This is a genomic window from Paenalkalicoccus suaedae, from assembly GCF_006965545.2.
Lineage (GTDB): Bacteria > Bacillota > Bacilli > Bacillales > Salisediminibacteriaceae > Paenalkalicoccus > Paenalkalicoccus suaedae.
In genome coordinates this window covers 1,358,780-1,373,524 of sequence record NZ_CP041372.2, presented here as the reverse complement: position 1 = coordinate 1,373,524, position 14,745 = coordinate 1,358,780, and the positions used below count along the sequence as shown (strand labels likewise).

Sequence of the window (14,745 nt, the reverse complement as noted above, 5' to 3'; positions counted from 1 at the left end):
CTAGGAGGCAGTATGATGCAAAAACGAGCGATAACAGCGAAAGATTTAGAATCCCTTCACGTAATAAAAGATCCACATTTACATAGCGGGAAGGTTGCTTACATACGTCAAACGATTAATACAGAATCCGAATACGAGTCGCATTTGTTTGTGCAGGATATAGATGAGCCTGTGGCTACACAGTGGACGTTTGGTGATGGACGTATCGAGGCACCAGCCTTTTCTCCAAATGGGCAGTGGATTACGTTTACCGGTTTAAAGCACGATGATAAGAAGCCTCAGCTTTATATTCAGTCTACACATGGTGGCGAACCTAAAAAAATAACCTCTTTTACAAATGGTGTCAGTAAACCAATTTGGTCTCCAGATTCAAGCACTATCTTATTTACGACTGCAATCAAGAAAGACGGAGATCAAGTTGATGAACAAACAAGCTCGAAGTCGCAAAAGAAAGTTATAACAAGACTTGCCTATAAGTCTGATGCAAAAGGATTCCTTACGGATGCAACAAACCAGCTTGTTACTTACGATATTGGAACGAATACAACGACTGTTTTAACGAATGAATCAGTCGATTTAACCCCTTCTGGATTTTCGCCAGACGCAAAAAAGATCGTGCTCTTTGCAAACTTTGAAGGAGATGCGCATATTTTATCTGACATATATCTATTCGATATGGAGACAAAAGAGTTAGAGAAAATCACAGCAAGCAACGGCTCCTTTACGCAAGCAAGCTATTCACCTGATGGACGCTATCTGGCTATTTTAGGACATGAGCGTGCGTTTAAAGGTGCAACGTATCAAAAGCTTTGGACGTACGAATTCGCCACAAAAGAATTACGTAACATAACAAAATCATCCGATGAGCATTTGACAGACGTGATGATTGGCGATATTAGAGGCGGTATGGCTTACTCTGAGCCAGTTTGGCATGAGGATAGTATTTACACCTTATGTAGCAAAAATGGCGCCACAGAGCTCGTACGCGTTGGTTTAGATGGAGAAATTACTCGCGTAACGTCTGAGAATAATCATGTGTACGCATTTTCTTTAGAGGGAGATACTGGTGTAATAGGTGTGTCCTCTCCTACTAGGCCTGGTGAGCTTTATACGCTGTCGTTAGATTCTTCTAAGCTTAAGCCATTAACTGCTTTTAACGAGGACTTGCTAAAGGATGTCCATGTTGAAGAGCCTGAAGAAATGATAATAAAGGCCTCAGATGGTTTATCGATTCAAGGATGGCTTTTAAAACCGTATGGGTTTAGAGAAGGCGCAACTTATCCTGGTATTTTAGAGATCCATGGCGGACCACATGCTATGTATGGGCAAACCTTCTTCCATGAAATGCAACTATTTGCCGCACAAGGCTACGCCGTATTTTACTCTAACCCGAGAGGGAGCCACGGATATGGACAGGAATTTGTGAATGCTGTGCGAGGGGATTACGGTGGCATGGATTACGATGATTTAATGACCTTCACCGATGCCGTACTGGAAGAAAACCCGTGGATTGATACAACAAGGCTTGGGGTCACTGGTGGTAGCTACGGTGGATTTATGACAAACTGGATTGTTGCGAAAAATAATCGTTTTAAAGTAGCAGCTACACTTCGCTGTATTTCTAACTGGATCAGCTTTTACGGTGTTAGTGATATTGGCTACTTCTTTACGGAATGGGAGGTTGGCGCTGATTTCTTGGCCGATCCGGACAAGCTATGGGAACACTCGCCATTGCGTTATGTGAATGACATCGAAACGCCTTTATTAATCATGCACGGGGAGCTTGACTATCGCTGTCCAATTGAGCAGGCCGAACAGCTATATATAGCCCTTAAAATGCGAGAGAAAGATGTCCGCTTCGTTCGTTTTCCAGAGTCAAACCATGAGCTATCAAGAAGCGGGAAGCCTTATTTGAGACAAGAGCGACTCGATGAGCTTGTGACGTGGTTTAACGACAAGCTGTAGCCAGGATTTATACGAGCTCGATCAAAGACTTCCTCCTCTTTCTTATGCTACTATGTAGAAAGAATAGAGACAGCTACTTAGTTTAGGAGGGAGCGCGTTGGATTCTTTATCCCCTGCGTTAAAATCATATTTACAAACGAGAGAAGCGTCCATTATGGACTCACACCAATACAGAGAATATGCTATTTTTGTCCCCTTGATGAAAATCGATGGAAGCTATCATCTTGTATTCGAAGTGCGTTCTGAGCACGTATCTCAACCCGGAGAGATTTGCTTCCCAGGCGGAAGAATTGACCCTGAAGACCCTTCTGCTCGCTCTGCAGCTGGTCGAGAGCTTGAGGAAGAACTTGGTCTCCACTCGGAAGACTATACGATCCTTGGTGAACTAGATTATCTTGTCATGCAAGGCCGATCTATTATGCATGTCTTTATAGGTGAGATAAATGAAACGGCAATCATCAAGGCGGACAGTGCAGAAGTAGAGGAAATATTTACTGTACCAGTAGACACACTCCTGCAAATGCGACCAGATAGACACCATATCAACCTTGAGTTTGCCCCATCGGAAGAATTTCCTTTTCACTTAATACCAAACGGGAAGGACTATCCCTTCCGTGGTGGTCGGGTAAATGAGTTGTTTTATGAGTATCAAGGGTATGTGATTTGGGGTCTGACAGCGAGGATTCTAAAACACGCCTTACAAGAGCTATCTCAAGCAACGTAAACGAAAAAGGATGCCAAGTGCTCAAAACAGCACTTGGCATCCTTTTCTTTATTTAGCTCCTACTCGAAGTTCTTCTACCATTAGAAGGACCATATTGGCCGAGTTTACTGACGCTGTTTCTAAAAATTGATCGTAAGAAAGCTTGGCATCTTGACCTGCAATATCTGATAACGAACGAATGATGACAAACGGGCATTGGAACTGATGACAGACTTGAGCAATTGCTCCAGCTTCCATCTCCGAGCAATAAGGATCTTCAAAATGAGACCTGATGAGAGATGTTTGTGCTTCGCTACTAATAAAGGAATCACCAGAAATCACAAGTCCTTTAACCGAGTTAATACCAATCTCCTTCGCGCACTCTGATGCTACATCCATTAAATACGCATTAGGCTCATAGGCCGCTGGCATACGTGGCACCTGACCAAATTCATATCCAAATACGGTAGCATCCACATCATTATAGCGGACCTCTGTAGAAATCACGATATCTCCTACTGAAAGCTCTTTATGAAAGCCCCCAGCTGAACCGGTGTTAATAATGTAGTCTGGATAAAAAAGTTGATTCATAAGCGTTGTACAAATAGCGGCATTCACTTTACCAATTCCAGACTTTGATAAAACAACATCTACCCCATTTAAACGGCCCTGATAAAACTCACAGCCAGCAATGATTCTCTCTTCCGTACGCTGCATTTTTTCCTTTAACAGCTCTACTTCCTCTTCCATCGCGCCAATAATTCCGATGCGCATCTTCTCAACCCCTCTTCACGTATGTACGACTACTATCATATCTCATTCAAAATTGTCGCACAAGCCTATTTTATCTGTATGTTATGCTACAATAACGGAGATAAAAGTGAGGTGATTCATGTGATATTAAGACCAGATTCGATTCATGATAAAGTCGAGTTCTTTCAAGCTAAATCTCTTGCTGATTTAGAAAATAGGATAGCAGCAAAAATAGACGCTAATACTGCCCTTCTTTTAGAAGTACATCACGTCTCGCATCAGCTAACATTTGATCCAGAGTCAGGGAAACCATACTATACAGCAAGCGTTCATTTTAAAGCAAAAAAATAGTAAAAAAGAGATTGCCATTGTTACGTGGCAATCTCTTTTTATTTATCTATGAGGGTTTGAAGATAATCGCTCGACAGACTGAGGCATCCAGCCTTCATTTGCGACGAACTCCATCTCCACTCGGTAAGGCGTGTTAGCTTCCGCACCAGTGCTTACATATCCGACCGCTCGACGCTCATTTCCTCCGTTTTCGATTCTCCAAATAGTCATCTCATCCTGAGACAATCCTGTTGCATAGACAAGCGCTCGAGTCATCTCGGACCAGTTTACGTGGCCTTGGTCATATACAGCAGAGAATGGCTCTTCTTGAACTGTACCAATTGGACTCCATTCGCCCTCGGGTCCACCCGATTCTGATCCATCAAGCTCTGCAATATTTGTGTTATTGACTTCGTTGTTATTCTCATTTGCAATGTTATTCTCGTTCTCGCTAATGTTTTCATCAACTTCAGGAACCTCTGCATTTCCTGAGTTATTAGATCCTACGTTGTTCGTATTTGATTCACTCGTACTGTTTGATCCGTTATCAACAGAAATATCCCCAGTAATAGTACTATTATCTGAATCAGAGGATACATCATTAGACGCAACATTCGTATTTGCGGAGCCGGCTGTATCATTAGAGCCTCCACCAAAAATAAGCGTCCCCCCAACAACGACAATCAACAAGGCAACTAATCCGATGGATATATTTAATATAAGATCAAATTTTCCTTTTTTGCGATCACCGCGGCGAAAGCGTGGTTCATTATTATTCATATCTATACTCTCCTTTATCTATGTAAGAGGTCATCTTATTATACTGTACCTATTACCGTAATTCGAGCAATGCTAACCTATTTGACGTTTTTTTAGAATTAACGTTACGTTGTAGCTGTATTTTCCGTTATTATAACACGGTTATGAGTAAAAATTGGAATTATTAGGTGGTAGTACACTAACTATAATCTATTTTAAGGGGAATTGCTATGCTCTAAATGGTTGATTTTAAGAGGACATATAGTTGGAAGTGCAGGTAAATGGTGATATTAAAAGTTTTTAGGCTGTTTTTTTAAAGAGTGATGGTAAAGGAAGGAATTGGGTGCCTTGATAGGTAAAACTATGGGTTTTAAGTTATGTGCCAATTTCGTGGTTATGGACTTAGTAGTGGCTTGTCATTTTTGAGTTATGTGGTTCATTTCACAGAGATGTTTCCCAATATGGACTTATCCCTCTCCCCCCTCTAAAACACTAAAAAGCTCAAGGTAGACATCTACGATGTCCGCCTTGAGCCTCTAGTATAGATTTAGTATACTTCGATAATTTCTACTTTCATGTCGCCGCCTGGTGTAGAAACCATTACTTGCTCACCGATTCCTTTACCAAATAGGCTCTGTGCCATTGGAGAATCGTTTGAGATTTTTCCTTCCATTGGATCTGCTTCCGCACGACCAACAATTGTATATTCCTCTTCATCACCATTAGGAAGCTCTTTAAAACGAACTGTTTTTCCTAATTGAACAGTAGATGTCTCTGTGTCTTCTTCAATGATTTCTGCATTACGAATCATTGTCTCAAGTTGCTGAATACGACCCTCAACGAATGCTTGCTCTTCTTTAGCAGAATCGTACTCAGAGTTCTCGGAAAGATCGCCGAAGCTTCTTGCAATTTTGATTCTCTCTACTACTTCTTTACGACGTTCCGTTTTTAAAAGCTCTAGCTCTTTTTCTAATTTAGCTTTACCTTCTTCAGTCATATAGTGTCTTTCTTCTGCCACAACACTTCACTCCTTCTAAAAACAAAATGAGAACGCTGTCATGCGTCCTTATCAAACAAATGTCTATATCGACATATTACTATGTTGATAAACGGTAAGCGCCCTAGCGACACGACCAGAAAGGTACGCATCGTTAAAGGCGCCGGCAAGTCTAACATCTATTTGATACTAACATTACACTGGCATGCATAAAACGTAACAATGTTATTATAATCAAAAAACGTTAATAATTCCAATGATTTCCCTAGATTAATGCTTTTGAGTCTAAAACAGTCTTTATTTTTGTTACCATAAGGTCAATAGCAACGTGGTTTTGTCCACCTTCTGGAACAATAATATCTGCATAACGCTTAGTCGGCTCAATGAATTGCAGATGCATTGGTCTAACTACTTCCGTATACTGATCAATAACCGAATCAATTGTACGACCACGATCTTTAATATCTCTCATCATTCGGCGGATGATCCTTAAATCAGAGTCAGTATCTACAAATAATTTAATGTCCATCATATCACGAAGACGCTCATCTTCCAAAATAAGAATACCCTCTAGAATGATGACATCACGTGGCTGAACTGGAATTGTCTCTTCAGAGCGTGTGTGATTCGCATAATCATACACCGGCTTCTCAATGGCCTCATGGGCTAAAAGAGCATGGAGCTGTTCGATTAGCAAATCCGTATCGAATGCTAAAGGATGATCGTAATTTGTCTTTAATCGCTCTTCCATAGGTAAGTGCGACTGATTTTTATAGTATGCGTCTTGTTCAATCATTAGAATTGATTGCTCAGGAAATTGACCGTAAATCTCATTGGCTACCGTCGTTTTTCCAGAACCAGAACCACCAGCGACGCCAATTATGACAGGCTTTTTCTTCATGTTTGCATAAGTCCCTTCCATTTATTACGACTCAACACAAAAAGAAAGACGCCTACATCACTGTAGAAGTCTTATCCTCACTATGTTCTTCAACATAATTTATCATATTTCTCCCCTGAGGGAAAGCTATTTCAGTGTTTTTTCACTGTTTTTCTTTTCGAGTTACTAAAAGTCCATCTCCGACTGGGAGAAGCATGGATGAAAAACGGTCATGGTTCATCAGAGAAGCGTTATATTCAGCTAGTTTCTTCGCCATAGAACGCATTCTGCGGCTCTCCGGTTCTACTTCATTTGCCACATATCCTCTAAACAACGTGTTGTCAGACAAGATTACGCCGTCCTCTGCTACCAGCGGCTCGTAAAGTTGAAAGAACTTCTCGTACTGACCCTTTGCAGCATCTATAAAAAGAACGTCATATGGCGAATGATTGGCTACTTGCGAAAATACTTCTAACGCATCTCCCTCAATGATCGTAAATCGATCCTCAAGCTTCGCCTTTAAAATATTTTCTTTAGCTAAGCGCACTCTCTCCTCATCTCGCTCAATCGACACAAGAGAAGCCCCATGGCAAGCCTTGAGCATTCGGATCCCAGAATAGCCAATTGCTGTTCCTACCTCTAAGATTCGACTTGGCTTTTGTAGCTTTAACAGCTCTAGTAACACGTGCATACCTTCCACATCCATGATAGGCACGTTATTCTCTAGCGCATATTCCTCCATTTGTAAGAGCAACCCTTCTCGAGGTGGGATGAGAGATGTGATATATTGATGCGTTTTATCATTGTTCATGCAAATTGCCTCCTAAGCCTTTACACAGCGAGAGAATGCCAATATACACCTTGGCATTCCCCCATCGTCTTATTCTTCTCTAAATTGATTAACAGTTGCTTCGTGCTGCGCGAGTGTTTCGTTAAAATACACTTCGCCGTTTGGTGCATGATAGAAAAACAGGTAGTTATGATCCTCCGGTGTCGTCGCCGCTTGAATAGACGCTGCACCAGGGTTATTTATTGGTCCTAGTGGTAGTCCGGTTACATGATACGTATTGTAAGGAGACTCTATCTCTAAATCCTCAAACAATGTACGAGATAGTCGTTCACCATGTGCGTAGGATACGGTTGGATCCATTTGTAATGGCATACCAACTGTTAATCGATTTTCGATAACACCAGAGATAATTGGACGTTCCTCATCGTTTTGCGCTTCTCCTTCAATAATAGACGCGCGTGTAAGTACTTGATGAGCTGTCTCTGAACCGTTCAAGGCATTTAACGTTGTAAGCTCCTGCTCCATACGATCAAGCATCGCTTCTATCGCCATCTGAGCTGTGATTTCTTCTTCAACAAAATCATACCTCGCTGGGAAGAAGTAACCTTCTAATGGCTCTCGCACATAAGAATCACTCTCTTCAGTAGCTTCATCAACAGGTACAACTTGATCTGCTAACTCTAAAATCGTGTCATCGAGCATATCATAGCGTTCGATAAGCTCTTCCAAATACTCTCTATCTTGAGCAAGTTCTACTAATTCTTCTTCTTCAACAGTTGTTTGAGAACCAATTCGGGCAAACATTTCTTCTGCCCAAAAGCCTTCAGGAATGGTGAATGTCGTAGCGAATTCTTCGTAAACCGTTCCTTCTTTTAGTTCTTGAATAATTTCATCTACACTCATAGCTTGAGACAGCTGATAGTCTCCAGCTTGGAATCCTGATTCACTTCTAAAACGAACATAATAGCGGAATAATGTTGCACTTTCAATAACACCAGACTCTTCAAGTGTTTCTCCAATAGACGTCGTAGTAGATCCAATTGGAATTGTGACGAGTACAGGGTCTTCATTTTCTTCATCAACTGGGCCGATTGCACCCATAACGTACTGGTACGCTGTAAATCCAACACCGACAATGACGAAAAGTAGAACAATAAAAATCGTAAATACAATCTTACGAACTAGTCCAGCCTCTTGTTTTTTTTGTTCTATTCGTTCACGATGCTTTTGCATCTTTGCTTCTTTTTTCTGTTTCTTTTCATCTGACAACGACGAGCACCCCTTTCACGAATTCCATTATACTACAAAAATTGCGCTGTCGATATGTCGTTTTTGCACATCTTATAGAAGGATGGTCATAGGTGTGTTTATTAAAATGGCGTTTTATTTAAGATTATTAGGGACGCTTTTTTTAGATGGACAGGAAATGAGGTGGGGAGAATGACTTTTTCCTTTTTGTTTCTGCGGTTCGGTAGAATCGATCATCCGATATTAGTGCAGTTTTTCCACCTTGCGCAGTCTCAGCTGATTTTTACGCGATTCACCCTTATTTTCACGCGATTAGCCCCTCATCTTGCGCGGTTCCCTCTCCAACTTGCGCGATTTTTTCCATCTCACGTAATCGCACCTCTTTTTCGCGCGATTCACCCTTACTTTCACGCGATTAGCCCCTCCACTTGCGCAATTCCCTCTCCAACTTGCGCGATTTTTTCCATCTCACGTAATCGTACCTCTTTTTCGCGCGATTCACCCTTACTTTAACGCGATCAGTCCCTCAACTTGCGCAGTTCCCTCTCCAACTTGCGCGATTTTTTCCATCTCACGTAATCGCACCTCTTTTTCGCGCGATTCACCCTTACTTTCACGCGATTAGCCCCTCAACTTGCGCAGTTCCCCCTCCAACTTGCGCGATTTTTTCCATCTCACGCAATCGCACCTCTTTTTCGCGTGATCCACCCTGACTTTCACGCGATCACCCACTCAGCTTGCGCGGTTCCCCCTCCAACTTGCGCGATTTCATATGCCGTACACAAATAAAGCTTTTATTCACTCGATTTCACCAATTCTTCCCACAATAAAAATAGTCCCCTTCTTCTCCAAACATAAAAAAGAGTGACCAACGCGTTTCACCGCATTGGCCACTCTATAGTTACTATTATTGAAGCATGTATCCGAGCTTACTCTACCTCGTCTTCGTCGTCAGTGAAGGTGTTAAGAAGTTCTTCTACCATTTCCCACTCTTCTTCTGTTTCGATCGCGAATAAAGAAAGATCTTCTCCTGCTTTCTCTTCAAAGCGGAAAGCATGGACCTCAATCTCGTCTTCATCCTCATCGTCTTCACTGATTCCTTCAGGTGCAAGCACCATGTAAGATGTTCCTGTTGTATCAACGTCAAACGTGAATAGTACTTTAAATAGATGCTCGTCCCCGTTTTCGTCAGGGATAACAATGCGATCGTCGTCGCCTTCTGGTCGTTTAATGTGTAATTCAGACATATTTGTACCTCCTAGTAGTGTGTTACGTGCGGTCGAGATATCCTTGAAGGATCATTACCGCAGCCATTTTATCAATGACTTTCTTACGTTTTTTGCGACTCACGTCTGCACCGATCAGCATTTTTTCGGCTGCTACGGTCGTCAAACGCTCGTCCCATAAGTGGACCGGGAGCCCTGTACGTGTCTTTAATTCTTCAGCAAAAGCCTGACAGGCCTCTCCGGAGGGACCAATTGTCCCATTCATATTTTTAGGGAGTCCTACAACAATCGCAGAGATTTCATTCTCACTAATAATGGTAGCTAAAGCGTCAAAATCCTTCTCTTCCTGACCTTCTTCGCGTCTAATTGTTGTAAGTCCTTGTGCTGTCCAGCCTAAGGCGTCGCTTACAGCAACACCTATTGTTTTTGTTCCTACGTCTAGTCCTAAACTCTTCATTTATTCTCCTTTATGTTGCTGAGATAAATAGGAGCGAACAAGTTCTTCAATGATTTCGTCCCGCTCAATTTTGCGAATGAGGGAACGAGCATCATTGTGACGTGGGATGTAAGCTGGGTCGCCGGATAGCAAATACCCAACGATCTGGTTGATCGGATTATACCCCTTATCTTCAAGGGATCCGTACACCTTCATCAGCACTTCTTTTACGTGCTTCTCCATGTCATCGTCATGAAAGCTAAATTTCATCGTTTTGTCTATTGAACTCATACCACTCCCACCTTCCTATTCATTGGAAAGATAAGGTACATCCTGTAACCCCATGCTACTATACTTATCTTTCATTGTACATGAAAGCGGCTCTCCACACTAGGCGTTTTTAATGATTTCGAGCGCCTTATCTAATGCTTCTGGCACACGACTTGCATCCTTACCACCAGCCTGCGCCATATCAGGACGACCACCGCCGCCACCGCCGCAAACTGCTGCCACTTCTTTAATTAATTTACCAGCATGATGTCCTTTATCGTGAAGGTCCTTTGATACGCTAGTTACAATACTTACCTTACCCTCATTTACTGCTGCTAATACAAGAATTCCAGATCCAAGCTTTTCTTTAAGCGAATCCGCTAATCCTCGAAGAGCATTCATATCAGATGCCGCTACTTGCTTTCTAAGGACAGCAACACCATTAACCTCTTCGACTTCATTAAGCAGATCTCCTGCCTGCAATTGCCCAAGCTTCGACTGAAGTGAATCATTCTCACGATCCTTTTCCTTCAGTTGCTTTTGTAATTGCTCGACGCGAGCTGGTACATCTTCAATCGATGATTTTAATAGCCCCGCTGCTTCACGTAGCTTGTCAACCTGACCACTCATAAACTCATATGCTTTTTGAGCAGTGACAGCTTCAATGCGACGAACACCAGCTCCAATACCGCCTTCAGAAACAAGCTTAAAGATGCCGATTTCAGCAGTGTTTGTCACGTGACAGCCTCCGCATAGCTCTAAACTGTAGTCATCCATTTTTACAACACGAACGTTCTTGCCGTACTTCTCTCCAAATAATGCCATTGCACCCATCTCTTTTGCTTCATCTATCGATGTTTCGAAAATAGCAACATCGATCGCTTCCCAAATCTTTTGGTTCACGATTGTCTCAATTTGCTCCAGCTCTTGTTGCGATACTTGACCAAAATGAGAGAAGTCAAAGCGCAGACGTGTCTCTTGTACAAGCGAGCCGGCTTGGTTGACGTGATCACCAAGAACATCCTTCAACGCTTGATGTAAAATGTGCGTAGCCGTATGGTTTTTAATGATCGCAGCACGCTTTTGCTCCGATACCGAAGCTCGCACGGATTCACCAGTTTGGATGGATCCCGCTACTACGTTAACCGTGTGAAGGTGCTGACCGTTTGGAGCCTTTTGGACGTCTTGTACAATCAGCTGCGCACCATTTGCAATGATTTCACCATGGTCTGCCATTTGACCACCGCTCTCAGCGTAAAACGGTGTTTGCGTAAGCATTAGCTGAAGCGTATCACCTTCGTGTGCCTCATCAACAAGCTGCTTGTCCTTCACCATTGCAAGTACCGTAGCATCAAGCTCTAGGTCCGTGTAGCCAACAAACTCACTTTTCTCTGTAATACTTCCTAAAATCTCATCTTGAAGTTGCATGGAGCCACTATCTTGACGAGCTGCTCGTGCTCGATCACGTTGCTGTTGCATTTCCGTTTCAAAACCTTCTAGATCAACATTAACGCCAGCTTCGTTCGCATATTCCTCTGTTAAATCAACTGGGAAGCCATACGTATCGTAGAGACGGAATACGTGCTCGCCAGAAATAAGAGAGCTACCGCTCGCTTTCGCTTCTTCAATGAGCTTTTGAAGCATCGTAAGACCATCGTGAAGCGTTTCGTGGAAGCGCTCCTCTTCGTTCTTCATCACCTTTTGAATGAACTCTGTCTTTGCCTTTACTTCTGGATAGAAATCTTCCATCACCTCTGCCACGATCGGAACAAGGTTGAACATAAACGGCTTATCAATGCCTAGTTGCTTTGCATAGCGAACAGCACGACGTAGTAAACGACGTAAGACGTATCCACGTCCCTCGTTAGATGGAAGCGCGCCATCAGATACGGCAAAGCTTACTGTACGCACGTGGTCTGCAATGACCTTAAATGCGGTATCTTGTTCGGTTGATTCTCCGTATTTTACACCAGCAGTTTCTGCTGTTTTTGTAATGATCGGCATGAATAAATCTGTATCAAAGTTCGTTTTAGCGTCTTGGATAACAGAGACCATGCGCTCAAGTCCCATCCCAGTATCAATATTTTTCTTTGGGAGAGGTGTGTAGCTACCGTCTGGATTATGATTATATTGTGAAAATACGAGGTTCCATACTTCTAGGTAGCGCTCATTTTCTCCACCAGGGAATAATTCTTTATCATTAGGATCATTGCCGTAAGACTCGCCACGATCGTAAAAGATTTCTGTATTAGGTCCACAAGGGCCTTCGCCAATGTCCCAGAAGTTTTCTTCTAGACGGATAATCCGCTCTTTAGGAACTCCTACTTCTTCATTCCAAATGGTGAACGCTTCTTCGTCCTCTGGATAAATCGTGACAGACAGCTTCTCAGGATCAAATCCAATCCACTTTTCGCTCGTTAAAAATTCCCACGCCCAGTGAATAGCTTCTTTTTTGAAGTAGTCGCCGATAGAGAAGTTACCGAGCATCTCAAAGAATGTATGGTGTCTTGCTGTCTTCCCTACATTTTCGATATCGTTTGTACGAATCGACTTTTGCGCATTTACAATACGTGGGTTCTCAGGAATAACACGTCCATCAAAGTATTTCTTTAATGTCGCAACTCCACTGTTAATCCATAGTAATGAAGGATCTTCATGAGGAACGAGTGATGCACTTGGCTCCACAGCATGCCCTTTTTCTTTAAAAAAGTCTAAATACATTTGACGTACTTCTGCTGATGTTAATCGTTTCATTTCCCTTCTACCTCCTATTGATCAGATAGTCTTGCAAATGAGTGCAAAGCTATCGGTTAATTAAAAAAACACAAAAATATCCCCTCCCCATAAAAGGGACGAGATTATAGTCACGCGGTACCACCCTGATTATAGACGACAACCGTCATCTACCACTTTCATTTGTATAACGGACAAATAACCGACAGGGTTTAACCTGTATTCAGAAGTAGCAAACTGTAACTCTTCATGCAGAATTTCTCTCAGCTAGTGAAATTCCTCTCTTATGCAAGGTCTTTTACCGTTTTTCTTCATCATCAAGATCGTGATATGTAGCTTCAGATACTAGTATAGAGAAGAAATGGAGGGCTTGTCAATCGTAAATGCCATTTCTCGCAATTCTCCATTCCTTCACTTCAATTAAAATAACCTTCATAATCGCAACTGTTGGAACAGCAACAATTAACCCGATGATACCTAAAAGCTTATGACCTACGAGTAACGAAAAAATAATGAGTAGTGGATGCATGTGCAAGGACGCACCAACTATTAGTGGGCTTAAGACATTCCCTTCTACTAGCTGAAGCGCAAGTAAAAATATCGCAACAACTACTATTTTCCCCTCGGTGAAGGCAAGAATAAGCACTGGGATAGCTCCTAGAATGGGCCCAAAGAAGGGAATGATGTTTGTTGCGCCGACGAGTATCGCTAGCAGACTAGCGTAGGGGAGACCAATCCAGGTGAATGCGACAAAGCAAATGGCTGTGATGGCGATGGCAACGATCGCAATTCCTCTTAAGTATCCACCAATAGTCAGATGTAGCTTGTGCGCTAAAGGTTTTAAATGATCTCTCGATTTAGTTGGCGTGATGTACCAAATCGTCTTTAACAGCATCGGGTAGTCTCTTAGTCCAAAAAACAAGAGGAAAGTAAGCACAAATAAAGCGATGAGTAAGTCACCTACTCGCAGTAAAGCTGCGCCAGAGGCAACTACTCGCTCAGCTAATCGTTGCTCCTGCTCGTACATATGTTGATCAATCTCTTGATGAATCGTAAGTGGTAGTCGCTCCACCTGTGCGTGTAAATAAGAGGAAATATCGTTGTATTGATTGAACATGGTTGGAAGGGCTGCTTGCAGTTCCCCCCATTCGTTTAACGCAATAGGGATGATGCGATAAATAGTGAATAACAGTACGCCTATGAGAAGAAGCATGATGACACCCGCTCCAACCCCTCGAGGAATCCCTTTTCTCTCCAGGCTATCTACAGCGGGATGTAATAAGTATAAGCAAAGAGCCGCAGCTACAATAATAAGTGCAACCTGCGGCAGTAAATAGATAAATCCTATGAGCAGCAAAACAATAAGGACTGCGACAACCTTCATCGCATTTTCTTTCGCCAACGCTTCCACCACTTACGTACCTTTTTCTCCATTCTAGTTGACCACGGTTTAGTGCCCATATGCCTCCCCCTCTCTTCTTTCTTGTTCATCAAATAAATCATCTAATGAGCTTAAGCTCCCGTCTAACTCAACTTGGTGTAAATGTAAAACGCCATTCTCAAGTGTTAATTCGATGTAACAGCCCCAGCAATAATAGCTATTCACACCTAATTTCCCAATATCCTTTGTTCGACAGTTTGGACAACGCATCACA

General features: G+C 42.4%; 15 protein-coding genes. 3 read left to right on the top strand and 12 right to left on the bottom strand.

What is annotated here, in order from left to right; all coding sequences use genetic code 11:
• Nucleotides 1-12: 12 nt before the first annotated feature.
• Nucleotides 13-1,965 (top strand): S9 family peptidase, encoded by a 1,953-nt coding sequence (locus tag FLK61_RS07395; protein WP_176008841.1) that lies wholly within the window; start codon nt 13-15, stop codon nt 1,963-1,965.
• Nucleotides 1,966-2,062: 97 nt separating this feature from the next.
• Nucleotides 2,063-2,689: an NUDIX hydrolase gene (locus FLK61_RS07390; RefSeq protein ID WP_176008840.1), complete on the top strand. Its 627-nt coding sequence runs from the start codon at nt 2,063-2,065 to the stop codon at nt 2,687-2,689.
• A gap of 48 nt (nt 2,690-2,737) precedes the next feature.
• On the opposite strand, the gene mtnN is transcribed toward FLK61_RS07390, so the two are convergent.
• Nucleotides 2,738-3,442 (bottom strand): 5'-methylthioadenosine/S-adenosylhomocysteine nucleosidase, encoded by a 705-nt coding sequence (gene mtnN, locus FLK61_RS07385; protein WP_176008839.1) that lies wholly within the window; start codon nt 3,440-3,442, stop codon nt 2,738-2,740.
• 120 nt (nt 3,443-3,562) lie between these two features.
• Here mtnN and FLK61_RS07380 point away from each other — a divergent pair, with 120 nt between their 5' ends.
• The gene (locus tag FLK61_RS07380; protein ID WP_249777695.1) at nt 3,563-3,772 is read left to right on the top strand and encodes a DUF2536 family protein; all 210 of its coding nucleotides are present in this window, start codon (nt 3,563-3,565) and stop codon (nt 3,770-3,772) included.
• 42 nt (nt 3,773-3,814) lie between these two features.
• Here FLK61_RS07380 and FLK61_RS07375 read toward each other — a convergent pair whose 3' ends face one another.
• From FLK61_RS07375 to FLK61_RS07325, 11 genes are all read right to left on the bottom strand, one after another.
• Complete coding sequence (locus tag FLK61_RS07375) at nt 3,815-4,531, bottom strand: YrrS family protein (RefSeq protein ID WP_176008837.1); 717 nt, start codon at nt 4,529-4,531, stop codon at nt 3,815-3,817.
• 526 nt (nt 4,532-5,057) lie between these two features.
• Nucleotides 5,058-5,528 carry a transcription elongation factor GreA gene (gene greA / locus FLK61_RS07370; RefSeq protein WP_283811896.1) on the bottom strand — a complete coding sequence of 157 codons (471 nt, stop codon included), beginning with the start codon at nt 5,526-5,528 and terminating at the stop codon, nt 5,058-5,060.
• Nucleotides 5,529-5,772: 244 nt separating this feature from the next.
• A complete protein-coding gene (gene udk, locus FLK61_RS07365) occupies nt 5,773-6,408 on the bottom strand; it encodes a uridine kinase (RefSeq protein ID WP_176011169.1) in 636 nt (211 codons plus the stop codon).
• Between the two features lie 142 nt (nt 6,409-6,550).
• Nucleotides 6,551-7,198: an O-methyltransferase gene (locus FLK61_RS07360; RefSeq protein ID WP_176008836.1), complete on the bottom strand. Its 648-nt coding sequence runs from the start codon at nt 7,196-7,198 to the stop codon at nt 6,551-6,553.
• Between the two features lie 69 nt (nt 7,199-7,267).
• A complete protein-coding gene (gene mltG / locus FLK61_RS07355; protein WP_249777694.1) occupies nt 7,268-8,446 on the bottom strand; it encodes an endolytic transglycosylase MltG in 1,179 nt (392 codons plus the stop codon).
• Nucleotides 8,447-9,354: 908 nt separating this feature from the next.
• Nucleotides 9,355-9,672, bottom strand: a complete 318-nt coding sequence (locus tag FLK61_RS07350) for a DUF1292 domain-containing protein (RefSeq protein ID WP_176008835.1) — start codon at nt 9,670-9,672, stop codon at nt 9,355-9,357.
• A 22-nt stretch (nt 9,673-9,694) separates the two neighbouring features.
• The gene (gene ruvX / locus FLK61_RS07345) at nt 9,695-10,108 is read right to left on the bottom strand and encodes a Holliday junction resolvase RuvX (RefSeq protein ID WP_176008834.1); all 414 of its coding nucleotides are present in this window, start codon (nt 10,106-10,108) and stop codon (nt 9,695-9,697) included.
• On the bottom strand, nt 10,109-10,378 hold the full coding sequence (locus FLK61_RS07340; RefSeq protein WP_176008833.1) for an IreB family regulatory phosphoprotein: 270 nt from the start codon (nt 10,376-10,378) through the stop codon (nt 10,109-10,111).
• A 99-nt stretch (nt 10,379-10,477) separates the two neighbouring features.
• On the bottom strand, nt 10,478-13,111 hold the full coding sequence (gene alaS, locus FLK61_RS07335; protein ID WP_176008832.1) for an alanine--tRNA ligase: 2,634 nt from the start codon (nt 13,109-13,111) through the stop codon (nt 10,478-10,480).
• 352 nt (nt 13,112-13,463) lie between these two features.
• Nucleotides 13,464-14,492 carry an AI-2E family transporter gene (locus FLK61_RS07330; RefSeq protein WP_176008831.1) on the bottom strand — a complete coding sequence of 343 codons (1,029 nt, stop codon included), beginning with the start codon at nt 14,490-14,492 and terminating at the stop codon, nt 13,464-13,466.
• A 48-nt stretch (nt 14,493-14,540) separates the two neighbouring features.
• Complete coding sequence (locus tag FLK61_RS07325; protein WP_176008830.1) at nt 14,541-14,744, bottom strand: hypothetical protein; 204 nt, start codon at nt 14,742-14,744, stop codon at nt 14,541-14,543.
• Nucleotide 14,745 lies beyond the last annotated feature (1 nt).

What these genes read in the sequence shown, in the direction of transcription:
- FLK61_RS07360 (WP_176008836.1), bottom strand. Translation starts at nt 7,198, where the DNA reads ATGAACAATGATAAAACGCATCAATATATCACATCTCTCATCCCACCT.
- FLK61_RS07375 (WP_176008837.1), bottom strand. Translation starts at nt 4,531, where the DNA reads ATGAATAATAATGAACCACGCTTTCGCCGCGGTGATCGCAAAAAAGGA.
- udk (WP_176011169.1), bottom strand. Translation starts at nt 6,408, where the DNA reads ATGAAGAAAAAGCCTGTCATAATTGGCGTCGCTGGTGGTTCTGGTTCT.
- FLK61_RS07350 (WP_176008835.1), bottom strand. Translation starts at nt 9,672, where the DNA reads ATGTCTGAATTACACATTAAACGACCAGAAGGCGACGACGATCGCATT.
- FLK61_RS07395 (WP_176008841.1), top strand. Translation starts at nt 13, where the DNA reads ATGATGCAAAAACGAGCGATAACAGCGAAAGATTTAGAATCCCTTCAC.
- alaS (WP_176008832.1), bottom strand. Translation starts at nt 13,111, where the DNA reads ATGAAACGATTAACATCAGCAGAAGTACGTCAAATGTATTTAGACTTT.
- FLK61_RS07340 (WP_176008833.1), bottom strand. Translation starts at nt 10,378, where the DNA reads ATGAGTTCAATAGACAAAACGATGAAATTTAGCTTTCATGACGATGAC.
- mtnN (WP_176008839.1), bottom strand. Translation starts at nt 3,442, where the DNA reads ATGCGCATCGGAATTATTGGCGCGATGGAAGAGGAAGTAGAGCTGTTA.
- ruvX (WP_176008834.1), bottom strand. Translation starts at nt 10,108, where the DNA reads ATGAAGAGTTTAGGACTAGACGTAGGAACAAAAACAATAGGTGTTGCT.